The sequence below is a fragment of the Flavobacterium sp. PL02 genome (genome assembly GCF_035013205.1).
In the GTDB taxonomy this organism is placed as follows: Bacteria; Bacteroidota; Bacteroidia; order Flavobacteriales; family Flavobacteriaceae; genus Flavobacterium.
Genome location: NZ_JAYGJP010000001.1, coordinates 1,695,434 through 1,718,387, shown reverse-complemented (window position 1 = coordinate 1,718,387; position 22,954 = coordinate 1,695,434). Strand labels below are relative to the sequence as shown.

Below are 22,954 nucleotides of genomic sequence, written 5' to 3'. Positions count from 1 at the left end.
TCTTTGATTTAGTAACCTACGCTAAAAATCAAAAAGAAATGAAAAAAGACGCTATTGCCCCACCTACGCGATGGACCAGAGATTATTTATTTGATATTCTCAAAGATTTAGGAATCCATTACATATTTGGTGTTCCTGGTACCAACGAAATTCCACTAATAGATGGAACCTCTTACCCCGAAAATGGAGTTAAGTATATAGAATGTTTACACGAAAATATTGCTATTGGAGCTGCAATGGGTTCAGCCCGAATGACAGGTAAACCAGGAGTACTTATAGTACATGTAACACCAGGAATTGCCCACAGTATTGGTAATCTTTTTAACGCTCATCGATCGCAAATGCCATTAGTAATACTTTGTTGTCAGCAACAGAACGAGCTGGTAACACAAGAACCATTACTAGCATCAAACTTAGTAGATCTTGCCAAACAATACACAAAATGGGCTCATGAAGTGCGCACAGCCGAAGAAATGCCACTTGTATTACAAAGAGCCTTTAAAGAAGCTATGGCACCGCCAAATGGTCCAGTATTTATCTCTATACCATGGGAATTTACAATGGTAGCCATCGAGGAAAATCAAAAAATAAAAGGAGTTACCCGCATTTCTCCACACTTTACAGGAGATGATGAGTCTATTAAAGAAACTGCTAATTTATTGGCTACAGCCAAAAACCCGCTTATTGTAGCTGGCGATGCAGTAGGATATGCCGATGCCTGGAAAGAAATTCAAGACCTAGCCGAATTAATTGGTGCACCTGTAGTTTTACAATCATTTAGTAGTGTTGCAAACTTCCCAAACAATGACTATCACTGGCAAGGAGAATTAGCAGGAAGCCAAGCAGGAGTTCAAGCTGCTTTTAAAGACCATGACGTTGCTTTTTTAATCGGTTTTGGAGCTCAGGCACAAGTAGCAGTATTCAAATATTCAGATGGACCGCTTATACCAGAACAGGTAAAACTAGCCTATCTTACCAATAACACTTGGGATATTGCCAAGAATTTTTATGGCGAAACAGCCATTTTAGGAGATATTAAAGCCACATTGCCGATACTGAACAATTATATCTCCCCGCAAAGACCTAAAGAAGCCGATGCAAGAAATCAAAAACTCAAGGCCTTAGATCTTGTTCGTGCACAAAAATGGGATCTGTATCATGAAAAAGCTATGAATGAGCCAGATATCTGGGCAGTTGTTATAGCCAAAGCATTAAAAGAAGCTATAGAAAATCGCAACTTAGCCGATAATTTTGTCTATGTACACGAAGCTGTATCAGATGGAGCCCCATTTCAGTATTATCTACCTTTTGGAACCAAAGGAGCAAAACCTATTAGTTACTATTGTGTAGCAGGAGGTTCACTAGGATGGTCAATGCCAGCATCATTAGGAATAAAACTAGAAGACAAAACTTCACAAGGAATTGGTACTAAATTAGTCATTAATGCCATTGGCGATGGATCATCTTTATTCTATCCGCAAACATGGTGGACAGCAGCGCACGAAAAATTACCAATCTTATATATCATTACCAATAATCACGAATACCATACATTACAGTTAGGCTTACAACAAGTAGTTGCTGCCTATGGTAAAGCTCCCGGATATGGATGGAACCCTAAAACTATGGATCCCTCTTATTTGCGATTAGAAAGACCCAAAATGGATTTTGTGAATCTGGCAAAAGCTTTTGGTGGAGAACATGGCGAAGTTGTTCTTACTCCCGCTACTGTAAAAGAAGCTGTCGAGAGAGGAATAAATCATGTTTTAGGTAATAATACCTCTTATATACTAGATATGCGTATTGCATCGGATACACCGCCAATACAAATAAAATCTAATGATGCAACCTTTTTGGTCGATAAACGATATGCGTTACAACCAACTTTAAATATATCTCTGGAAGATTCATTAAGAGGGAATTCATTAAACATGAAAGCATCTTTAAAAAACACTGACCTTCTAGAAAACGAAAGTACAATACTTAATTTACCATCATTCTTTTAAAGAAATAATCGTTGTGAAAACAACATAAATATATAACAAAATGGAAAACGAAAAAATTGATATCGCCATAGTTGGTGGAGGTGTTTCGGGCGTATACAGCGCATGGAAACTAAAAACAAAATATCCAAACAAAAAGATTGTTCTTTTTGAAGGAGGAGATCATATTGGAGGGCGTTTATTATCTGTAATCCCCCCAGGAATTCCTAATATGGTAGCAGAGTTAGGCGGAATGAGAATTCTTGAAAACACACAACATTTAATTGTAAAATTAATAGATGATATTAATGCAAAATTATCTCAGGAGGATCAAATCAAGTTATATGATTTCCCAGTAGATCAGCCACAAAACATCGCTTATTTGCGTGGAGAGCACCTGCGTTTATCTGATTTTACAAGCGAACCAGACAAAGTACCTTATAAATTATCCTTTTTAGAAAAAGGCAATACCTCTGGAGCCATAATTGTAAATGCAATCGAACAATTGGTTCCGGGTATAACAAATACGGAATTGACGGAAAAAGAGCGTTTAAAAATGTGTCAGGAAGCCACTTTTGAAGGAGAGCCGTTATACAAATTAGGTTTTTGGAATCTGCTCTATCGCGTAATTAGCGGTGAAGCATATCAATTTAGTATCGATTCCGGAGGATATAACTCAACATTAGTCAATTGGAATGCTGCTGATGCAATCCCGTGGTACCTCTCAGATTTTGGTATTAAACCTGTATATAAAGGATTTAAAAATGGATTCCAACAAGTTCCGATTTCATTAGCAAACTTCTTCGAAGCAGATGGAGGCGAAATAAGATTAGACTCCAAACTCGAAGGATTTGAGTCTAAAAATAATTTATTTGAACTTACTGTAAATGGCGAAATAATCGAGGCGACACAATTAATATTGGCAATGCCACGTCGTTCGCTAGACTTATTAACCAATACTTCGCCTAGATTACAGGAAATTCAATCCCTTATAAGCAGTGTAACACCACGACCATTATTTAAAATATTTACGACTTATACTAGTCCTTGGTGGAGAAATGCAGGATATAATGATTCTGAAGGAGAATATGTTCCATTACAATCAGGAAGAACCGTTACCGATTTACCAATAAGACAAACTTATTATTGGCCATTAAATAACGGACATCCTTCAGTAAGTGGAGAATCAATGCTATTAGCAAGTTATGATGATGGTTCGAATATCGGATTCTGGGATGGACTTAGACCTCAACGTAAAAAAGCCTGGAAAAAAGGCATCTCACATGCCGAACTTCTGGACGATCCGTTTATTGGAGAATATTCGGAAACAGAATCTCTTTTAAGCAAAGCTTTAAATCAAACCTGGCATCAATATCAGGCTCCGCGCAAAATGGTCGAAGAATTAAGCCGTCAGTTAAAACAAATACATGATGTCGATTATGCACCAGCAGTTAAGAACGCATCGTTCCGTGATTGGGGAGAAGACCCGTTTGGAGGAGGATGGAATAGCTGGAACATTGGAGTAAAAAGCTGGGAAGTAAAAGAAAAAATTGTTCACCCAATAGACAATTGCTCCTTATATATTTGTGGAGAAGCCTATTCAGACGGACAAGGATGGGTTGAAGGCGCTTTGCAAACCGCAGATATTATGCTTACAAAATTTATTGCTATAGAAAGTCAAGCTTCAGTAAAACAAGAAGCTACTCTATAAAATAAAATACCCATTTTGCCCTCTCTATTACCCAAAAAAAGCTCGATTCAATTGAATTGGGCTTTTTTTATTAAGTTACTAAGGTTCTGAGAATCTAAGATGCTAAGGTTAAAAAAAAAGCTTTGCGAACTTTGCGTAAAACCTTGCGTCCTTTGCGGTTAATTTTACCACAACAGAACTACAATATAACCACAACATAACCCCAAACTTGTCACCCTGACGTTAGGAAGGGTCTCCAGTAGTAGCTCTACAAAAAGAAGAACAGTATTTAATTTAGCTGATAATAAGTTAGCATATAACACAGAGTAAATATCCTCATATTAAATAGAGTAAATGCTCGTTTTTTTTCTTCAATTGTTTCATTGGATAATTGAGTTATTTACAGAGACCCTTCCTACGTCAGGGTGACAAGTTTGGGGGCATTGTGGTAAAATTTACCGCAAAGAACACAAAGTTTTACGCAAAGTTCGCAAAGTCCTCAAAGCTTTATTTTTTTACCTTAATCCCTCAGAGCCTTTTGAACCTTTGAGCCTTAGTAACTCAGAACCTTAGTACCTCAGAACCTTTGCAGCTCAGAACCTCAGAACCTTTGAACCTAAAAAAGACTAACTCTCTAACAAACAGATATTTTAGCCTAAAAAAAACTATTTTATCTATTTGATTGAATATTATTTTTTTGTAACTTTTCCTGTTTAACTTTTAATCAAAAAAACCATGAAAAAATCTACAGTACTTATCTTTGCGTTTGCCTTATTATCAATAACAATGATTTCATGTCATAAAGGAAGAAATACACTCGTTAATTCCTGGAAAGTTACCAATGTAGAGGTCAAAAAACCACTTACAGATTCTATCAAAAATGTAATACTATCCAAAGGAAACCTTACGTTTACAAAAGATGGAAAAGTAACTGGGTATTTGGATTCAGAATTAAATGGAACGTTTGCTTTGTACAAAGCTGGAAAAAGTTTAATCATAAAAGATGAAGTAGGTACGCCCTACCCTTTTGCAAGTACTATCGAAAAAGATCAATTAATATTAGATGGTGAAGAAATGAAATTAACATTAGATAAAAAATAAACCTAGAATTTATCTAATGTTTCTAAACTACAAAACATAATCTTTTAAAGCTCCTTAAATCATTAAGGAGCTTTTTTATTTCAAACAAAAACATTCTCAAAAGTTTACAATTTTATTACGCTGTACAAGATGTAATCTGTATTGGTTTATCCCAACTTTTGGAGTTAAATACGCTACACCTTTTTGATTGTTTGCTACACTTATTTCATACATATATGTAATATGTCGTGCCAGTTCTTTCCAGGCAAACCACAAAGAATGTTTGGGATCATAAATATGAGTAGGCTCACTTACAGCACCATTTAGCTCAACTATCAAAAAGTTTTCTCCTCTTTCTAACTCTTCCAAAGTATTGTACATAATATCAAACCTGCCATAATAAAACTCAGGAATTTGGGAACAAACAGTATTAATTGTTTCGGTTAACTTAGGAGTTATCCAATGACTCACATCCAAAAATTTTGCACCTCGGGCGTGGTTCCCAAATGGCACTAAATTAAATGGCTGTCCTTCTGGTAAAATTTGTTCCAGTTTATTTCCATATTCTTTTTGCAAAGCACTCAATTGTAGTTTATATCTAGGAATTTCATTAATCAATTTTTCAATTGTATCAACTCCATTTCCTATAACTATAAGAAACTCTTTGGCAACAATACCGGTGATTCGACCCTTTTTTTCATTAGGATGACGAACATAAAATATACCTATTTCGTTCTTAAACGGAATTAAATCCTGCAATAAGAAATCAAAATTTGCATGGTCGGCATATTTTTTTAATTCACCAACAGATTTAATTTTTTTTACCCCCGAGCCTCTTAAACCGATATCGGGTTTTGCTATTAATGGAAACTGAATTGCTTTTTCTTCAATTGCTTTTGTAATTGCCAATAAACCTGTTTTCTCTTTAATTAAAACCGTTTTTGGGTAATACTTTTGAGGAATCATATCATAAATTGCCTTCTTACTATTCATTATAAATCCACCGTTTTTAATTGTTGGATTAGATGCATTAAAGAAAAACACCGACTTTACTCTCCATGCATAAAATGCCCAAAGAAAATAAATCGGAATATATACTATCTGAAACGGCCAATATTCCCAATGACATATTTTATGGATAAATAATTTCATTTTTAATAGTTTTAAATTCTAATGAAGAATGTATGAAATTCTAAGTTTCTTATTAAATCATAGTATTCTATCATAACCTTATTCTTTTCGATTACTGTTTGAGTAATACTGAGTGTTTTCAGTTCATTATCGCGATTAATAACCAATCCGTTTTGCGTATTCTTTTCCTCGGTGTATCTATGAAAATGAAACATTTCGGATGGAGAAACTTCTGCCTTATCTTTAAAAAAAGTAGTAAACCAATTCGTTCGCTTTTCTCTAATTTCCTGTGGATATAAAGTAACCGACGACCAAATATGATTTTTACTCGCATCTAATGTTATCAATTCTTTCTCTAAAGCATCCCATCTTAACTGAAAAAGTTTTTGATCCTGATATAAAACCAATGTAAATGGCTCTATATTTTCTAAATCAATACTATTCCAATACTCTTTGGGCGATTTATGCCCGATAAGATCCAAAACAATCAATCCGCGACTTTTCCGATAAGGTAATTTTACTTCATGCTTTACCGATGCACCATTTAACAAAACCAGAACAGTTCCTTTATCATCTACAACATACCATGTTCCTCCTGCTTTAGAATCTTTAGGAAAAATAACATTCTTACCATTCTGTGTATAGTTTTTGGGCGCTATAGCATTAGGTCGTATTATTTTTTCGTCACGATTAGAAGTGATAATGATTTTCCCATTATTATTTACAAAACTTACTGTGCACATTGCTTTCTATATGTTATTGTTGAACGGGCAACTCCAAAATTTTCATCTATTATTACATTTTTACATTCTAAAACAGCCACTTTTATGAGCGCCTGATGATGAATACAATGATCTAAATTATAAAGAAGTTCTCGAAAATAATTACTCTCAATTTCTATAATTTCATCATTTACAACTTGCTGTAAATACAGCACTTTATTTTCCTTTTTCAAGTTCTCTTTTATACCTAAAATAATTTGTTTTGCATAAAGTGTATTCGTTTGAATATACTTGTTTCGCTTTCTATTATCATAATTCAAAATTCCAGAATCATAGCTTTCTTCAAGGCATTGAAACATTTCTAGTATATGCCTAGTATGTTCACCAATAGAAGCATCGCTCAAGGATTCATGTGAATTTGAATATACCTTATCTGTGAGCTGATTTAATAAATAAACCAACTCATCTAAACTATTACTTATTGAAATTAGTAGCATATTAATATTGCATTTTTCTGAGATTTAAAAACTTACTTTTATTAAAAAAAACTAATACCAAACAACATAAGAAGGTTATACTTGCTAAACCAAACAATAACCCACCATCGTTTTGCACTGTAATTCCTAACACAAAAACATGGCTTAATATGGCGCCAATCATTATACCACATCCTATAAAAGCTCCTAACCAAGTTGTTCTAGGAACAAGAATTAAAATAGCCGTTATTAATTCTATTACTCCTAATCCAATCCTTCCATAAGGCTCAATCCCTAAAATGGAAAATATATAAACACTCTCGGCTGCACCAGAAAACTTAAAATATAATGTTTGTAATAAAATTATCGCAGCAGTGAGTCGCAAAACCCAAACTAAAATTACTGTTTTCATCTGAATATTTTTTTCCAATTATTCTCTGCCTTCACTTTTAAATTAGCTTGGTCTTTATTCCAACTCTTCAATGTATTATTAAAGAAAGCATTGTAAAAAAGATATAGTTTCCCGTCGATAATCTTAAAAGTTTCGGGATTTACATCTACTTTATCACCAGATTCTCCCATTGCAAATGCGCACCATCCGCCAAATTGCGGTTCGTATGCTGATGGATTTTTTATAAAAACATCTTTATTTGTAACCGATGAAAATTTATAAATAACTCCCATATAAGAAGCTGTTATATCATTATTGCCTTTTATGGCTTTATTTTGCTTAAAATAAGCAACTGGATCATACCCATGTATCGCTACTTTATTTTCTAAATTAAAGTGTGCAATTCTAGTAGTTTCATTTTGCGAAAAGCATGAAATCGATACTAAAACAAATAGTATTAAGATTATTTTTTTCATTTTACTTTAAATTTTTAGCAACAGCAATTAATAATTCGGCAGCAATACGGTGTTTAAAATCTGGAGCAATGTGCTCAAACTGTATAACACCTTCTTTATTTAGAATAAAAACCGAAGGAACTGGTAAAAACATGTTATTTACTCCATCGGAATGTTTCTTTACAATGTTTTTATAGTTTTCTGGAGCTTCAAAAACAATCCCCACAGCTTTGGCTAATTCTCCACTACTATCTGATAGCAGCAAATAATTAACTTTATCTTTCTTTTCGGTAACGGCTAAATTACTTGGAGAATCTGGGCTAATGGCAATAATTTGATATCCTAAACTTAAAAGTTGTTGCTCAGATTCTGCCAGAGCAGATAAATGAGAATTACAATAAGGGCACCATCCGCCACGATAAAAAATTAGAATTGTCTTTTTCTTTTTGAATAAATCAGAAAGAACAACTTCTTTATCTTCAGATGATTTTAATGTAGTATTAGGGATTTTTTCGCCTATTAATAAAGGCGAAATATCAGTTGCCAATTTTGGTATTACACTTTGGCCGTTTGCAATAGATCCTATTGTTATTAAAACAATACAAATTACTTTTTTCATAGTCTTACATTTTAATAATGTAAAACTACAATAGCCTTCCGAGTCAAAATGTCGGCTATATTACAGTTCAGGTAAAATAACTATAATTTAGTAATATCCTGTATGTAAATTTCTTTTCGATTATAAACAAGAATCTGATTTGTTTCTAATTCATTAAGCAATTGTGTAGCTGTTTGCCTTGAAGTACAAATAATTTGAGCAATGTCATTTTGGGTTAAATAATTCTCTATTCTAACTGAATTTCCAGTTTTAACACCTTCTTTTTCTGCCCAATCTTTTAAAAACTGAATCATTCTGGTTCTGGCATCTTTAGAAATCAAATTTGAATAACTGTTTTTGATGCGTTTCATTTTTAGTCCAACAAATTTGGTGTAAGACAGTGCCAAAGCTGGATTTCGTAATAATAAATCTTCAAAATCCGACATCAAAAAACTACATATTGCAACATCGTCTGAGAGTACTTTAGCGTATTCATTTATCTGTTCATCGGTTTCGAGAGTTAATTCTCCAAATAAATCACCTTTCTGAATAATGTCTTTTATGTTTTCATTGCCTTCTTCGTCTACAGAAACTATTTTGATATTCCCTTTTTTTAACAAAAAAATACGAGGCACATCAGAAGAAGAAAAATAAATAATTTCTCCTTTGTTTGCTTTCTTAAAACCAGTGATAATACATAATTGTTTTATTTGCCCAAAACTTAATGTTCTAAATAATTTGTGATCACGCAAATACCAATACTTTAATTCCTCATACATAACATAAAATCTATTGTCGTAAATATAACTAATTTTTACACTTTTTATAGCTGAGATATTGAAGTATATGGCTTTATCACCTTTTTTTATAAGATTTTTATTTCTTTTTAATTAAAATGCTTTAAGAAAATTTGATTTGAAAATTATGCCCTAAACCACATTATACGCTCTATTAAACAAAAAAATGTATCTTTGTAATCTCAAAATAAAAAGCAACATTATATGTGAAAAATAATTTCTTTCGGACAATCAAGAAGGTAGACTACAAATCGAGTCTGCTTAATTCATTCATCTCAAAAGAAAGAAATTATGCTTATTCTACAAAACATTTCATATATACATCCCAACAAGGAACTGTTATTTGACACTATTAGCTTTACTGTCAATACTAACGAAAAAATTGCCTTAATAGGCAACAATGGCACAGGAAAATCGACTTTGCTTAAAATCATTGCAGGCAAATTACAACCCTCAAACGGGCAAGTAAGATGCGGCTCTGAACCTTATTATATACCACAAATATTTGGTCAGTATAATGATCTTACAATTGCTCAGGCATTACAAATTGAAGAAAAACTAACCGCTCTAAAAGAGATTCTGGAAGGAAACGTATCCGAAAATAATCTTAACGCATTAAATGATGATTGGACAATCGAGGAACGCTGCAACAATGCCTTAAAATACTGGCAATTAACTGACTTAGATTTATCTCAAAAAATAGAAACTTTAAGCGGCGGACAAAAAACAAAGGTTTTCCTTGCTGGTATTTCTATTCATCAACCAGAATTAGTGCTGTTAGACGAACCCAGTAATCATCTTGATGTAGCTGCCAGACAATTATTGTATGATTTTATTCAGTCTACATCGAGCGCTTTAATTGTAGTAAGTCACGACCGAAAATTATTAAATCTTTTAAACACCGTTTTCGAACTAAGTAAGCGAGGTATTAGTGTTTATGGTGGTAATTATGATTTTTATGCTGAGCAAAAGCAAATAGAACAAAACGCCCTAAACCAGGATTTACATAGCAAAGAAAAAGCGTTACGAAAAGCCAAAGAAAAAGAACGTGAAACGCTGGAACGCCAACAAAAACTAGACGCTCGTGGCAAAAAGAAACAGGAAAAAGCTGGTGTAGCCCGAATAATGATAAATACCTTAAGGAATAATGCCGAGAATAGTACCTCGAAAATAAAGGGAATGCATGCCGAAAAGATTGATGGTATCTCACATGAACTGCAAGAATTACGTTCGGCTTTGCCAGATATTGACAAAATGAAATTTGGTTTTGATAATTCGTCATTACACAAAGGCAAAATTCTGTTTAATGCCAAAGACATTAATTATAGCTATGATAATGAGTTTGTTTGGAAGCAAAACCTAAATATTCAGATTACTAGTGGCGAACGCATTGCATTAAAAGGATCTAATGGTTCAGGAAAAACCACTTTGATAAAATTAATACTGGGGAAATTAGAACCAAAAACAGGTATATTATCCCGAGCAGAAAATACGTCAGTTTATATAGATCAGGATTATTCGCTTATAGACAATCAGCTTAAAATATACGAACAAGCACAACAATTTAATACCACCGCATTACAAGAGCATGAAATCAAGATGAGGCTTAACCGTTTCTTATTTACCAAAGAAGATTGGGATAAACCTTGCAATGTATTAAGTGGTGGAGAAAAAATGCGTTTGATGCTTTGTTGTCTAACAATAAGTAATCAGTCGCCAGATAGTATAATCCTCGACGAACCGACAAATAATCTTGATATTCAAAACATCGAGATCCTAACTGCAGCAATTAATGAGTTTAAAGGAACATTAATCGTTATATCACACGACGAATACTTTTTAGAACAAATAAATATTGAGCGAACAATTTTATTGTAAAATATATGGAATCTTTAAAAGTACAACATCAAGAATTTGAATCTCCTACAGAATTGCTCGCTGCCATAAAATGTTTTTGGTATGATAAAAGAAATTTAGGAGAATTAGAAACTAGTTTTGAAGTAGTTCCAGATGGTTATGCCGAAATAATTTTCTATTTCGGCAGCACGTGCAGCATATCTTATAATGGAAATTTACAGCCGCTCCCGTCACCATTTTTGATAGGATTACTTAATAAACCGGTTCTTTTTTATGCCAAAGATTGTTTAGAAATTATTGGCATAAGATGTTATCCCTGGACAGTATTTGATTTACTAGGATTATCCTCTGGAAAAAACGGAGTTCAAGCATTTGAACATCCTATTAATCAACTTCAATCAGTATTAAAAGATTTAGTACTTAGTAATAAAATTGATGGCGCCATAACTCTGGTAAAGCAATACTTTCTGAATGCACAATCGCAAATCCCTACTAACAGTATGTTATACAAAGCTGGAGTTGCTATGAATAAAGCAAACGGTTCTATACCCGTAAGTCAGGTTGCCGAAGCTGCACATGCAACAGTTCGTACTTTAGAAAGAAAGTTTAAACAATCCTCTGGTTATAGTGTAAAAGACGTATCAGGACTCATGCGGTTTGAGCAGGTACGAAACCAATTATGGGACAATCCAAATTCGAATATTGCCAGTTTAGCTCATGAATTTGGCTATACCGATCAATCTCATCTAAGTAAAGAATTTAAGCGTTATAGTGGCACTACACCAGCGGTATTTGCACGAAAGGCAAAGAAAGAAACGTTAAGTAATGATTTTGTCGCGTTTATACAATCCTAACCTACTAACATTATTGAATTTTGTATGATAATTAATAATACAAAATCATGTTACTTAAAAATAAAAAAATAGCCATTATAGGTGCAGGACCAGTCGGTCTTACCATGGCAAAATTATTACAGCAAGAAGGAATAGATGTAACAGTTTACGAAAGAGACAAAGATGCACAAACAAGGATTTCTGGCGGAACACTCGACCTGCATAAAGGTTCTGGGCAAGAAGCAATGAAAAAAGCTGGATTGCTCGAAAAGTATTATGCAATGGGAACACCCATGGGAAGAACCGTTGCTAACGAGCAAGCTAAAGTGCTATTCTGTAACAAACCTACTGTCAAAAACAGAAATGATAATCCTGAGATAAACAGAAATGATTTAAGAAAATTGCTACTAGATAGTTTAGCAAATGATACCGTAATTTGGGACAGAAAATTTACTGATATAAAAGAAGAAAACGGAAAATGGCTTTTACAATTTGAAAATGAAAAAGATGTAATCGCAGATTTTGTTATTGGTGCTAATGGCGGAATGTCTAAAGTGAGAAAATATGTAACAGATGCCCAAATAGAATACACCGGAACGCTTATTATACAAGGTGACATTTCTAAGCCAGAAATTGCCTGTAACGAGTGCTACAAGTTATGCAATGATAATATACTAATGATTGCAGCCGAAGGTAATTCGCTAGTTGCAAACCCTAAAAATGGTAATATATTGAGCTACAATGTAATTTTTAAAACACCTGAAAATTGGAACTCTGAAACTGCATTAAACCCCGAAGATACCGAAAATATAAAAACATATCTTATCGATAAATTTGCCCATTGGCATGACAGTTATAAACAATTATTTAGCGCTACATCGTCTTTTATTTTATGGCCAACGAGAAGAATACCTTTAGGAAAACCTTGGAAAAATAACCGCCCTTTGCCTATCACACTTATTGGCGATGCTGCACATATAATGCCTCCTTTTGCTGGTCAAGGCGCAAATACAGGATTATTAGACGCATTAATTTTATCTGATAATCTGACTAATGGAAAATTTGAAACCATAGAAGCCGCAATCAATGATTATGAACAAAAAATGATGATTTATGCAACCGAAGCGCAACTAGAAACAAGCCAGAACGAAATAGCCATGCATGCTTCAGACTTCTCATTCCTGAAATTCTATGAATAAATCTCATTCAATCCAATAATAAATCCACTAGTTTCAATAAAAAAATTAAATCTTCTTACCTTCTAATTGCAATCTATAAAATTAAGCTCCTTAAGAAATTAGGGAGTTTTTTTATGTCAAAAACGTGGCATTAGTCAAAAAATCGCTTGTTATTAATTATAAAATAATCATATATTAGCAATACAAAAATTACATTTTAATACAAACTCAAACTAAATTGAGTTTACTTATTTTATTAACAATCTAATATTCAGACAAATGCAAAACCAAGAAATATTCTTTGCCAAAGGAGATAGTCCAAAAATGATAGAAGCTTTTAAAAATGCTCAAGAAACATTTAAATATTTTTGGAGAGAATTATCTTGGGAATACCGCCGAATTGTTCCTGCATTAACTGTAGCGTGCGTAAAAGTAGCCTTCTCTCAAGATGTAGAAGGAAATGAACATCCTATTGTAGAACATATGTGGATTAACGATATCTCTTTTGACGGTGAACAAATAAAAGGTGTTTTAATAAATGATCCAAACGAATTAACAAACATCGAGAACGGAGACGAAGTTGTAGTTCCTTTAAACCAAATTAGCGATTGGTTATTTGCAATTCAAGGTAGTTCGCCAAAAGGGCTTTCAAAACTATTCTCATCGCCTCAACCTAGAGCATATGGAGGATTTACTATTCAGGCAATACGCTCAGAAATGACAAATCAGGAAAGAAAAGATCATGATAAAGCCTGGGGATTAGATTTTGGAGATTACAATGAAGTGCTTCTTGTTAACGAGCAAAAAGAAAAGCCGGAAAACCTTATAGAACATCCTATGAGCAAAAACATGAAAGAAAAACTCCAGGATTTCTTAAAGCAAAATCCTGACGAAATTACTTATCAGGATGAAGAAGGATTCTCATTATTACATACTGAAACCGTTGCTGGAAATTTAACTTCTATAACTCTTTTATTAGAGTCTGGTGTAGATAAAAACATGAAAACAACTCAAGGTAAAACAGCATTAGACATTGCCAAACAATTAAACTGGGAGCATATTATTCCTGTTCTTAGTAATTAAATATGAAAAGATTTAAATATTCGATTGTTTTAGGATTAGTAACAAGCCTTCTTCTAAGTTTATACATAACGCTTACAGAAGACTTTAGTAATGATGTACTTATTGTATGTGCTATTTTTGTTTTTATTATGATGACTTTAATGTCTTATTTTAAAATGTTTGCACATATAACAAATCAAGAAGTAAAATTTCAACAACTAAAAAACGTAGCATATTCAGGACGTGCAAATCATTATAAAGATGGAGTAACAGTTGGTGGGAATCTTTATCTAACAGATAATCAACTTATTTTTCAAACCAACATGCTAAACTTTATTCAAAAGCATGAAACTGCAATTGATATTAAAAATATAACCGAAACCCATTTTGAAAAAACATTAGGAATCGTTAATAACGGATTATCTATAATCACTTCTAATGGCATGAATGAACGATTTGTTGTAACAAACAGAGAAATTTGGAAAAATGAGATCGAAAAAGCCATAAAAAACAATTAAACAATATCCCAGAATAACACCCCTAAATGAACAGTAACCTTATTTTTGATCAAATATCTAAACTGCCAGAAAGCTCCAGAAAAACCTTGGAGGAAAACATTACTTTGGTTAGTTTCCCCAAAGGACATATTTTATTAAAAGCAGGTAAAATCGAATCAAATATCTATTTTATAAAAAAGGGAATTGTAAGAGCTTATGTAAACCAGAATGACAGCGATGTTACTTTTTGGTTTGGAAAAGAAGGAGAAACAATTCTCTCGATGAAAAGCTATGTAGAAAACCAAAAAGGCTATGAAGATATCGAACTTCTGGAAGACTGTGATCTGTATGAATTAAATACAATCAATTTGCAAAGATTGTTTGAAGAAGATATACATATTGCAAATTGGGGAAGAAAATTTGCCGAAAAAGAACTCATAAAAACAGAAGAAAGATTAATCTCCAGACAATTTAAAACAGCGTCTGAAAGATATAACGAACTAATAACCAATAATCCTGATTTAATCAAGAGAGTACAACTTGGTCATATTGCCTCCTATCTCGGGATTACCCAAGTAAGTTTAAGCCGAATACGAGCCGAAATAAAATAAATTCATTTTTTATCATTTGTTAAATTTTAATTGAATCCGCTAGAGGATCTTTGCCTTATTAAAATTTAAAAATATGAATTGGATTCTTTTGATTATTGCAGGATTATTTGAGGTGGCGTTTGCTTCGTGCTTGGGGAAAGCTAAAGAAGCAACAGGAAATGATGTTTATTTATGGTATGGAGGATTCTTGGCATCACTTATTATAAGTATGTTGCTTCTTATCAAGAGTACACAAACATTACCTATTGGGACTGCTTATGCTGTATGGACAGGAATTGGAGCTGTTGGAACAGTTTTGGTCGGTATTTTTGTGTTTAAAGATCCAACAAACTTCTGGAGATTGTTCTTTATTGCAACATTGGTTGGTTCAATCATCGGATTAAAATCAGTTTCACATTAATGAAACTTGTAGTAAAAAAAATGCAACTTAATTTAAGTAAAATTAAGTTGCATTTAAAATATGTCCCATTCCTGATTCCCTTCTTTTTATTCCTAAAAACGTTTCTTGCGTTTATCCTCTTCTCACTTATTTTTATTTTTTGTCAGTCCATAAGATATTGCATACGCATTCCTAAATCTTTAGGATACTAGCTCCACTCCTATTCTTTATTGTAATTACTTCCTTAATTTATCATTATTTCGTACATTATTTGTACTAAAAATAGTGCTATATTAGCCTACGAAAAGGGTATTTATGATACAAAGTCTACCAGAACCAGACTTTGCAAACCTTTCTTATAGCTTATATAAGAAGGTGTTTTAAAACACTTTGTTAAAAAAATAAGGCAATTTAAAATTACAATAACACTAAATATTTATGCTTGATCTTTCTGGACACAACAATCAAAAAAAAGATATTGTTTTTGAAAAATTTAGAGAACAACTTGAACAAAGTGGTCTAAAAATCGATTCAATTGACAACGAAAATCTCATTCATATTAATATTGACGGAAATAATTTAGAAATAAGTTTGGAAAACGTAAGACGAAATTACGAAAGAGATTCCGACGAAAGTCATATAACCGATTTGGTTCAAACTATACTATCCTATCCAGCTGACGTTCCAAATTGGGAAAATTCAAAAAATAATGTCTACATCCAGCTATTTCCAAATGATTTTGATTTCAATAATTTAATTTCTGAAAAAGTCACAGATGAATTTAGTAAGATTTATGCAGTAAGCGAAAATGAAAAACTAACTTGGATTTCTGCAGATAATTTAAAAAAGTGGAAAATAACCGAGATAGATTTAATTAAACAAGCTGATTTAAACGCTAACGAACTACTAGCAAAAACGAAGATAGATTTTGAAATAATAGAAGACAGGAAACTTGGTATGATTGAAGTTGAAAAAACATTTCTGAAAAGTTCACTCCTATTTGCCTCAAAAATAAAAGAGAAATTGAAAGCCGATATTGGATTTCCATTTTACGCAGTAATCCCGGTAAGAGATTTTTGTTATATTTTTTCTGAAAAAGATTTTGATTTCTTCGCAAACAGAATAGGAACAACTGTAGTCAAAGAATATCAGAATTCAGGTTATCCAATTACAACAGAAATATTGTTTATTTCGGAAAACGGAATAACAGCAGTTGGAAAATATCCAACCGAAAAATAAAGAATAGTGCCAAAACTGATAATACTATTATGAAAAACCACTTAGCACTATTTTTATTTACAATAATTGTAAGCTTTACTTATGCCCAAAATTCAGACAAGAACTTTTATCCCAAAGAAACCCGAAAAGTCGATTTAAGTACAAAAACCGATAACGAAATAAAGCGACAAAACGAACTTTTACAAAAAGCCAAACTATCGACTACAGAACAAAAAGAACTCGATATTTTATTACAAAAATATGGTGAGGTTGTAGAGAGTATCTGGGATGTTGTAGATGGTGGCTGTAGTTGGTATTGTTCGGGAGGAAATTATAAAGTAAAAGCATCATCGACTTTAAACACCGAAAAAGATACAAAATACCAAGCAAAGAATGCCAATGATTTAAGCTACCAAACTGCTTGGGTCGAAGGCAAACCAGATGAAGGAATTGGAGAATATTTAGCGTATTATTTTTACAACAAAAGTCCTAGAATTACACAAATTATAATCTCTAACGGATATGTAAAATCCGATGTCGCTTGGAAAAACAATAACCGAGTAAAAAAACTACGATTAAGCATAAACGGAAAAGTATTTGGAATCCTGAATTTAGAAGACAGTAAAAATGACCAAATATTCGATCTTGGCACTTTTGGACATAACAAAAACGGAACCGATTTAATTTTAAAATTCGAAATTGTTGAAGTCTATAAAGGAGATAAATTCAACGACACCGCTATAACCGAAATCTATTTTAACGGAATTGATGTACACTAAGAAACAACAAATGAAAAAAATATTTATCCTAATTATACTTATGCTATCTAATTATAATGCAAAAGCGCAAACTCCAAACGATGTCGTTGGTTATTACAAATTAAGAGGCGGAAGCCATTACCTAAAACCCGATGGTACATTTGTAATAATAGGTTACGCAACATTAATAACCGGAAAATGGACATTAAAAGAACATGGTGAAGTAAACTTTGTTCCCGATGCCCCTAAAGAATCATTTCAGGTTTATGGAAGACATACCCCAGAACTAAAAGACAGTACAAAATTTATGCTCTCAAACGGATTACATGAGGAAGAAACATTTATGCATATTGGGAAACTTAAGGCAGTAAACCCAAAACTACAACGAGTTTATGTAAAAGGACATCGATGCATTAAATTTCCAGAAGTATATACTACAACTAAAAAAGTAGATACCATATCATTTACTTCCATACCTTATTCATATTCAGAAAACAAAGATTATAAACCTACAATTTACACCTTCAATAATACCGAAAAATTCAATGATTTTATAGTAAATCACTTTGAAGATAAAGATAACTACCATCCGTTTTCTTATCTCTATAAAGATGGAGGTTTATATTATTCTAAACATTTTGGAGAAAAACAAGGCCTGAATGATGCTTTAACCGAATCTGAATTTGCACAAATATCGGGTATCGATTTTGCTCCAAACGTTCTATTGTATACACCAAAATATAAAAGATACGATGAAGATATCGAAAGCGAGCTCTTTAAACTAAACTACACTTTAGATGAAAAAAGAAACGCTTACATAAACCATCTAAACTATGTAGCTGGAGAAGAAAATACCGAAGATTATGATTACAATAATACCAACTTACTATATGTCTATAAAAAAATAAATACATCCAATAAGTTCCAAAGCAGTTTTTTAATCGAACAAAAATCAATTTTTAAAGATCATTGCAAAGAATAAGTTATTAATCCATCCTAAAAAAAGCATACAAAAAAAACTCCAAAAAAGCTTATAAGCCACTAATTAATAGGGATTTGTAATTACTCGTACGCCGTCTTATAATAAGTCGAACTCATTTTAATCAAAAAAATGCGTTCGACTTTTTTTTGTCGTACGTATTTCATGATTATCCAACGCACATTTGTATCAAATAACAATAACCAATAAAAATTTAGAAATCATGAAAAAATTAACCCTTATCGTTTTATTAGTATTACCACTTATTAGTATTGCACAAAAAACAACCATTAAAACTATAGTTGATAGTGCCGCAACCAAAATGATCGAAAAACCATTGATCAATTCTACCTCAATCGGGATAGTATATCAAGGACAAGAATTTATAGGACATTATGGAGAATTAGAAAAAGGAAAATCAAATGCACCAACTAATAATACAATTTATGAAATTGGTTCATTAGGCAAAACCCATACAGGTACATTAATAGCCAAAGCAGTTTTAGATAAAAAAATAAATCTAGATGATCCCCTTCAAAAATATTTAAGCGAAGATTATCCAAATCTAACATTTGATAACCACCCAATTCGCATAAAAGATTTAGTTACCCATACAAGTGGTTTGCCAAATATGATCCCTTTAAGCGTAAACGAAATGCTGAAAAATTTCACAAAAAAAGAGACACCAGCAGACCTCAACAATGCATTAAAAAATTACACACAAAAAGATTTTTTCAGAGACTTGCACCAAATAAAAATTGATACCATTCCAGGATACAACTTTTCTTACTCAAGCGCCGGAATAGAACTTTTGGCAGCTGTTTTAGAGAAAGTATATAACAAAAAGTTTGAGGTAATATTAAAAGAGTATTTTGCCAAAAATGCCCAGATGAATCATACAATGATAAATTTATCAGCAGAGGATCAAAAAAATCTTGCAGTAGGTTATCATTGTGCTTTTAACGAAATCACTTCCCAAATGACAACATTGCCTTGGGGCGCAGGCGGAAACGTAAAATCTACCGTTCCCGATATGGTTAAATACATAAAATACCAACTAAAAAATGATGCTGTAGTAGCCGAATCTCACAGACCATTGGTAAAAGTTAATGATCGTTTTAGTTCAGGATATTGCTGGCGAGTAACAAAAGATGAAAAACTAGGAACGTTATATATGCATCATGGAGGCGTTCCTCGCTCACAATGTTTTATTTATATAATTCCAGAATATAATTTGGGTGTATTTATTATCACAAACCAAAGTGGCGAAAACACACCAAAAGATATGAAAGATACCTTAAACGAAATATTCGAACAGATTCAGAAACTTAAATAGGCAAATATTAATCTGTTGGATGCAATTATTAATAATTGCATCCAACAGATTCTATTAATAATACAATCTAAAATCTAGATGTTTACAAAGGTCATAGTGTTTTTGGTGTAATTCTTCAACAATCTCAATTACATCATCTTCCTCCTGACACAAACTAAAGAAAGCTTTGTCAAGCGTACTACAACTAGTTATTTTTTTAAGTGCAGTTCCATAACCCGAAATGGCTCTCGCTCCGGTAATATCAAGAAAATATTGCGCTTCCTCTTCACTTAAATCCAATATTTTTGCATTGGCAAAATGCAAAATTTTACCTTTCATTTTACCTTCAAAAATTTCGGCTATTTCCTCCAGACTGTAGTAATAATCATTAAGGCACACATTGTTTCCTTCCCCAGGCATCACCAAATATATTATTTCGTAATCCTTAAAGTTATGGTCGTCATAAAGCAAAGCGTTTAAGCTATCCTCTAAACCTTCGATAGTATCGCAAGTCTTATGAATACTCGAAATACCTTGATCAAAAGCCAGTTGTTCTAAGTTTTTAACCACTTCGGTAGTCACGTCAATCTCTACATCGGGAACAGCCTCGAGGCAGAAAATAAATTTATCATAATCCATACAATTATGTTTTTGTAGATAATCAATTTATCACAAAGGTATATTTTATTGAGGAAAATAGACCGAAACCCAAAAGACATTTTAGCCAAATTTGGAGCTTTTTCCAGCTATCCGCTATATCTTTTTATCTCGAAAAAAACGAGATAAAAAGGATGCCGCTATTATCTGGGCTAGGAGCATAATATTTATAGCATTTTTTTAGAATCTAGTGTTAAAGCTACAGCGTAGCGCTATTTGATCTCTTTTTCCAATTACTATGTATGTCACCCCAATGGGATTTGTAAAATGAATTTGTGAATTTCTATAAATATATCGTCCCTCTGGGACTTAGAATGCAATAAAAAAACTCTCAAAATGAGAGCTTTTTTTAGTGTTTTTATTTGTTCTGAACAACTTGCATCTTAATACATGTCATTCCAAAATACTATCATATTTCAACTAGAGGGAAAAGAATTTTATCCAAATCTGCATCTTGGTCATAAACATCCTGAAAGAAGCTAACTTCACCCGAATCTTTTACCCATGCAGTAAAATAGCAAATATAAATTGGAACTTTACTAGGTAATTTAAACGTTGTTTCCTCTGTCCCATCCATAGCTTTATCTATTCTTTCTTGTGTCCATTCCGGATAATCTTTCAGCATGGCAACAGCTAATTCTTTGGCTTTGCTCATATTTATACAACCATGGCTAAAAGTTCTTTTTTCAAAATCAAATAACGTTTTAGATGGCGTATCATGCATATAGATGTCATCTGAATTTGGAAAGATAAATTTCACCAATCCCAACGAATTGTTCGGACCTGGCTTTTGTCTCAACTGACCATTTACCATTTCTATATTATGATCAGCCAAATAATTTTTATCAGAAGCAATTTTTGACTTCAATTCATTTTCTACAATACTTTGTGGTATAGTCCAATAGGGACTAAAAACAATTTTATCAATACTTCCGCTAAAAATGGTGGTTTTAGTCAGTACCGTTCCTACAAAGACTTTAGAAAGCAATTCAACTTTTCCGTTTCTTACATAAATCAATTCAAAAGAAGGGATATTTACCATAATATACTCTTTATCTTTTACCAGATTAGGAGAAATCCATCTACAACGCTCCATATTAACCATCAACGTTTTTATTTTATCAGTAATTGGGATATTCATTTCCTTGATATGAACTTCAGAAATAATGTAGTTTGGTTTAAAACCGTTACGTAATTTATATTTCATAACACCATCCATTAATTCCTGATCGTAAAAATTACTTTCTGAATCTCTCTTTAAATCTCCCATTACAAATAATCGTGTCCTGACTTGTCCAATGGTTGCCGAAGTTGCGTCTGGTCTCAAATCATTATAAGGAATGTCTGTGATAATAGGTTGCCAAGTATTATCTTGTTCTATTTTTCTGTATTTTTTTAGCGCTTCCTGAAGTTTATAATATTGATCAAAAAGAAGTTCTCCATTTACTTCTAATAACGTAGGTTTAGATATTAAAGAGTCTAATAGAGTATCATAGGATATCTTTTTTTTAGGCAAAAGCCAACCAGTTTTTTTTACAGCAGCCTCATCAAGTCCTCCATATACATTACTCATATAAATGATATAAGCAGTACTCAACAGCATATCGGTATCAGTTATTGAAGGTTTTTGTTTTGATTTTTTATCAAAAATTTGGTCAATTGTATTTTCATAAGGAATAGTAATTTGTATTCCTTCTTCATCTGTAACTTTTAATTTTTGATATAATAAATTTCCAAATTCAGTGATTTTATTTCTATCATACCAAATCGTTCCATACGATCTGTTTTTGTATAATAAGACAACATCATTTTGATATTTTTTAAAATCAGGATATCTTTCGAAAAAATCATTTAAAACTTCCTTGTCAACTAAACGGTCATTATCATTTGTAATTTGACCATTAGAATATGTAGCAATTTTAATCTCACTTAAGTCATTTTTTTCATATCTCCCAAAAGAAGAAACAAAAAAACAAAGGCCTAAAATTATAGCGGATGGATATAATGTTTTCATTTTTTAAATTTTTACAGTAGTACATAAATGCAAAGTTTTTAAGTAAAAATTCGGGGACTCTTTTACCTATCAAATTTACCATACAACACTGTAAAACAAGTTATTACATTCTGTTTTAATGTTCTAACATTGCCATGTTATAATCCTTTAAATCAGACTTATACAGGATAAATCTGTCAATTATTTCATTTTTTTATATCATCGCATAATTAAGCGTACTCCAAAAAAATAAGCTCAGGATTAAAGAATATCGAATTTGATTGGGTTTTAAATC

General features: G+C 32.5%; 23 protein-coding genes. 14 read left to right on the top strand and 9 right to left on the bottom strand.

What is annotated here, in order from left to right; all coding sequences use genetic code 11:
• The first annotated feature begins 38 nt into the window (after positions 1 to 38).
• From SHI72_RS07330 to SHI72_RS07320, 3 genes are all read left to right on the top strand, one after another.
• Positions 39 to 2,006, top strand: coding sequence for a thiamine pyrophosphate-binding protein (locus SHI72_RS07330; protein ID WP_323489565.1), 1,968 nt, complete (start codon positions 39 to 41; stop codon positions 2,004 to 2,006).
• Positions 2,007 to 2,046: 40 nt separating this feature from the next.
• Positions 2,047 to 3,693, top strand: a complete 1,647-nt coding sequence (locus SHI72_RS07325) for a flavin monoamine oxidase family protein (protein ID WP_323489564.1) — start codon at positions 2,047 to 2,049, stop codon at positions 3,691 to 3,693.
• Positions 3,694 to 4,407: 714 nt separating this feature from the next.
• The gene (locus tag SHI72_RS07320) at positions 4,408 to 4,773 is read left to right on the top strand and encodes a hypothetical protein (protein WP_323489563.1); all 366 of its coding nucleotides are present in this window, start codon (positions 4,408 to 4,410) and stop codon (positions 4,771 to 4,773) included.
• A 96-nt stretch (positions 4,774 to 4,869) separates the two neighbouring features.
• Here SHI72_RS07320 and SHI72_RS07315 read toward each other — a convergent pair whose 3' ends face one another.
• The 7 genes from SHI72_RS07315 to SHI72_RS07285 all read right to left on the bottom strand — a co-directional run bounded on the left by SHI72_RS07315 (position 4,870) and on the right by SHI72_RS07285 (position 9,304).
• Positions 4,870 to 5,904, bottom strand: a complete 1,035-nt coding sequence (locus tag SHI72_RS07315; RefSeq protein ID WP_323489562.1) for a D-alanine--D-alanine ligase — start codon at positions 5,902 to 5,904, stop codon at positions 4,870 to 4,872.
• Between the two features lie 11 nt (positions 5,905 to 5,915).
• Positions 5,916 to 6,626, bottom strand: coding sequence for an NRDE family protein (locus tag SHI72_RS07310; RefSeq protein WP_323489561.1), 711 nt, complete (start codon positions 6,624 to 6,626; stop codon positions 5,916 to 5,918).
• On the bottom strand, positions 6,614 to 7,102 hold the full coding sequence (locus SHI72_RS07305; RefSeq protein WP_323489560.1) for a DinB family protein: 489 nt from the start codon (positions 7,100 to 7,102) through the stop codon (positions 6,614 to 6,616). The genes SHI72_RS07310 and SHI72_RS07305 overlap by 13 nt, the downstream gene beginning before the upstream one ends.
• Position 7,103: 1 nt before the next feature.
• A complete protein-coding gene (locus SHI72_RS07300; protein WP_323489559.1) occupies positions 7,104 to 7,493 on the bottom strand; it encodes a DoxX family protein in 390 nt (129 codons plus the stop codon).
• On the bottom strand, positions 7,490 to 7,948 hold the full coding sequence (locus SHI72_RS07295) for a YHS domain-containing (seleno)protein (protein ID WP_323489558.1): 459 nt from the start codon (positions 7,946 to 7,948) through the stop codon (positions 7,490 to 7,492). Before SHI72_RS07295 ends, SHI72_RS07300 begins: the two co-directional genes overlap by 4 nt.
• 1 nt (position 7,949) lies before the next feature.
• The gene (locus SHI72_RS07290) at positions 7,950 to 8,546 is read right to left on the bottom strand and encodes a peroxiredoxin-like family protein (protein WP_323489557.1); all 597 of its coding nucleotides are present in this window, start codon (positions 8,544 to 8,546) and stop codon (positions 7,950 to 7,952) included.
• An 80-nt stretch (positions 8,547 to 8,626) separates the two neighbouring features.
• Positions 8,627 to 9,304: a Crp/Fnr family transcriptional regulator gene (locus SHI72_RS07285; RefSeq protein WP_323489556.1), complete on the bottom strand. Its 678-nt coding sequence runs from the start codon at positions 9,302 to 9,304 to the stop codon at positions 8,627 to 8,629.
• A 309-nt stretch (positions 9,305 to 9,613) separates the two neighbouring features.
• Here SHI72_RS07285 and abc-f point away from each other — a divergent pair, with 309 nt between their 5' ends.
• From abc-f to SHI72_RS07230, 11 genes are all read left to right on the top strand, one after another.
• Complete coding sequence (gene abc-f, locus SHI72_RS07280; RefSeq protein WP_323489555.1) at positions 9,614 to 11,200, top strand: ribosomal protection-like ABC-F family protein; 1,587 nt, start codon at positions 9,614 to 9,616, stop codon at positions 11,198 to 11,200.
• A 5-nt stretch (positions 11,201 to 11,205) separates the two neighbouring features.
• Positions 11,206 to 12,033, top strand: a complete 828-nt coding sequence (locus SHI72_RS07275) for a helix-turn-helix domain-containing protein (RefSeq protein ID WP_323489554.1) — start codon at positions 11,206 to 11,208, stop codon at positions 12,031 to 12,033.
• Positions 12,034 to 12,080: 47 nt separating this feature from the next.
• Positions 12,081 to 13,211 (top strand): NAD(P)/FAD-dependent oxidoreductase, encoded by a 1,131-nt coding sequence (locus SHI72_RS07270; protein WP_323489553.1) that lies wholly within the window; start codon positions 12,081 to 12,083, stop codon positions 13,209 to 13,211.
• Positions 13,212 to 13,469: 258 nt separating this feature from the next.
• Positions 13,470 to 14,273, top strand: a complete 804-nt coding sequence (locus SHI72_RS07265) for a DUF2314 domain-containing protein (protein ID WP_323489552.1) — start codon at positions 13,470 to 13,472, stop codon at positions 14,271 to 14,273.
• A gap of 2 nt (positions 14,274 to 14,275) precedes the next feature.
• The gene (locus tag SHI72_RS07260; protein WP_323489551.1) at positions 14,276 to 14,770 is read left to right on the top strand and encodes a GRAM domain-containing protein; all 495 of its coding nucleotides are present in this window, start codon (positions 14,276 to 14,278) and stop codon (positions 14,768 to 14,770) included.
• Between the two features lie 26 nt (positions 14,771 to 14,796).
• Positions 14,797 to 15,360, top strand: coding sequence for a Crp/Fnr family transcriptional regulator (locus SHI72_RS07255; protein ID WP_039118238.1), 564 nt, complete (start codon positions 14,797 to 14,799; stop codon positions 15,358 to 15,360).
• 73 nt (positions 15,361 to 15,433) lie between these two features.
• Complete coding sequence (locus SHI72_RS07250; RefSeq protein WP_035627059.1) at positions 15,434 to 15,760, top strand: DMT family transporter; 327 nt, start codon at positions 15,434 to 15,436, stop codon at positions 15,758 to 15,760.
• Positions 15,761 to 16,177: 417 nt separating this feature from the next.
• A complete protein-coding gene (locus tag SHI72_RS07245) occupies positions 16,178 to 16,978 on the top strand; it encodes a hypothetical protein (RefSeq protein WP_323489550.1) in 801 nt (266 codons plus the stop codon).
• 29 nt (positions 16,979 to 17,007) lie between these two features.
• The gene (locus SHI72_RS07240; protein ID WP_323489549.1) at positions 17,008 to 17,736 is read left to right on the top strand and encodes an NADase-type glycan-binding domain-containing protein; all 729 of its coding nucleotides are present in this window, start codon (positions 17,008 to 17,010) and stop codon (positions 17,734 to 17,736) included.
• A 10-nt stretch (positions 17,737 to 17,746) separates the two neighbouring features.
• The gene (locus tag SHI72_RS07235; RefSeq protein WP_323489548.1) at positions 17,747 to 18,697 is read left to right on the top strand and encodes a hypothetical protein; all 951 of its coding nucleotides are present in this window, start codon (positions 17,747 to 17,749) and stop codon (positions 18,695 to 18,697) included.
• A gap of 220 nt (positions 18,698 to 18,917) precedes the next feature.
• Positions 18,918 to 20,030 (top strand): serine hydrolase domain-containing protein, encoded by a 1,113-nt coding sequence (locus SHI72_RS07230; protein ID WP_323489547.1) that lies wholly within the window; start codon positions 18,918 to 18,920, stop codon positions 20,028 to 20,030.
• Between the two features lie 54 nt (positions 20,031 to 20,084).
• On the opposite strand, the gene SHI72_RS07225 is transcribed toward SHI72_RS07230, so the two are convergent.
• Positions 20,085 to 20,648, bottom strand: a complete 564-nt coding sequence (locus tag SHI72_RS07225) for a DUF6642 family protein (RefSeq protein ID WP_039114163.1) — start codon at positions 20,646 to 20,648, stop codon at positions 20,085 to 20,087.
• A gap of 427 nt (positions 20,649 to 21,075) precedes the next feature.
• The gene (locus SHI72_RS07220; protein ID WP_323489546.1) at positions 21,076 to 22,680 is read right to left on the bottom strand and encodes a L,D-transpeptidase family protein; all 1,605 of its coding nucleotides are present in this window, start codon (positions 22,678 to 22,680) and stop codon (positions 21,076 to 21,078) included.
• Positions 22,681 to 22,954: the final 274 nt, after the last annotated feature.

What these genes read in the sequence shown, in the direction of transcription:
- SHI72_RS07330 (WP_323489565.1), top strand. Translation starts at nt 39, where the DNA reads ATGAAAAAAGACGCTATTGCCCCACCTACGCGATGGACCAGAGATTAT.
- SHI72_RS07325 (WP_323489564.1), top strand. Translation starts at nt 2,047, where the DNA reads ATGGAAAACGAAAAAATTGATATCGCCATAGTTGGTGGAGGTGTTTCG.
- SHI72_RS07320 (WP_323489563.1), top strand. Translation starts at nt 4,408, where the DNA reads ATGAAAAAATCTACAGTACTTATCTTTGCGTTTGCCTTATTATCAATA.
- SHI72_RS07315 (WP_323489562.1), bottom strand. Translation starts at nt 5,904, where the DNA reads ATGAAATTATTTATCCATAAAATATGTCATTGGGAATATTGGCCGTTT.
- SHI72_RS07310 (WP_323489561.1), bottom strand. Translation starts at nt 6,626, where the DNA reads ATGTGCACAGTAAGTTTTGTAAATAATAATGGGAAAATCATTATCACT.
- SHI72_RS07305 (WP_323489560.1), bottom strand. Translation starts at nt 7,102, where the DNA reads ATGCTACTAATTTCAATAAGTAATAGTTTAGATGAGTTGGTTTATTTA.
- SHI72_RS07300 (WP_323489559.1), bottom strand. Translation starts at nt 7,493, where the DNA reads ATGAAAACAGTAATTTTAGTTTGGGTTTTGCGACTCACTGCTGCGATA.
- SHI72_RS07295 (WP_323489558.1), bottom strand. Translation starts at nt 7,948, where the DNA reads ATGAAAAAAATAATCTTAATACTATTTGTTTTAGTATCGATTTCATGC.
- SHI72_RS07290 (WP_323489557.1), bottom strand. Translation starts at nt 8,546, where the DNA reads ATGAAAAAAGTAATTTGTATTGTTTTAATAACAATAGGATCTATTGCA.
- SHI72_RS07285 (WP_323489556.1), bottom strand. Translation starts at nt 9,304, where the DNA reads ATGTATGAGGAATTAAAGTATTGGTATTTGCGTGATCACAAATTATTT.
- abc-f (WP_323489555.1), top strand. Translation starts at nt 9,614, where the DNA reads ATGCTTATTCTACAAAACATTTCATATATACATCCCAACAAGGAACTG.
- SHI72_RS07275 (WP_323489554.1), top strand. Translation starts at nt 11,206, where the DNA reads ATGGAATCTTTAAAAGTACAACATCAAGAATTTGAATCTCCTACAGAA.
- SHI72_RS07270 (WP_323489553.1), top strand. Translation starts at nt 12,081, where the DNA reads ATGTTACTTAAAAATAAAAAAATAGCCATTATAGGTGCAGGACCAGTC.
- SHI72_RS07265 (WP_323489552.1), top strand. Translation starts at nt 13,470, where the DNA reads ATGCAAAACCAAGAAATATTCTTTGCCAAAGGAGATAGTCCAAAAATG.
- SHI72_RS07260 (WP_323489551.1), top strand. Translation starts at nt 14,276, where the DNA reads ATGAAAAGATTTAAATATTCGATTGTTTTAGGATTAGTAACAAGCCTT.
- SHI72_RS07255 (WP_039118238.1), top strand. Translation starts at nt 14,797, where the DNA reads ATGAACAGTAACCTTATTTTTGATCAAATATCTAAACTGCCAGAAAGC.
- SHI72_RS07250 (WP_035627059.1), top strand. Translation starts at nt 15,434, where the DNA reads ATGAATTGGATTCTTTTGATTATTGCAGGATTATTTGAGGTGGCGTTT.
- SHI72_RS07245 (WP_323489550.1), top strand. Translation starts at nt 16,178, where the DNA reads ATGCTTGATCTTTCTGGACACAACAATCAAAAAAAAGATATTGTTTTT.
- SHI72_RS07240 (WP_323489549.1), top strand. Translation starts at nt 17,008, where the DNA reads ATGAAAAACCACTTAGCACTATTTTTATTTACAATAATTGTAAGCTTT.
- SHI72_RS07235 (WP_323489548.1), top strand. Translation starts at nt 17,747, where the DNA reads ATGAAAAAAATATTTATCCTAATTATACTTATGCTATCTAATTATAAT.
- SHI72_RS07230 (WP_323489547.1), top strand. Translation starts at nt 18,918, where the DNA reads ATGAAAAAATTAACCCTTATCGTTTTATTAGTATTACCACTTATTAGT.
- SHI72_RS07225 (WP_039114163.1), bottom strand. Translation starts at nt 20,648, where the DNA reads ATGGATTATGATAAATTTATTTTCTGCCTCGAGGCTGTTCCCGATGTA.
- SHI72_RS07220 (WP_323489546.1), bottom strand. Translation starts at nt 22,680, where the DNA reads ATGAAAACATTATATCCATCCGCTATAATTTTAGGCCTTTGTTTTTTT.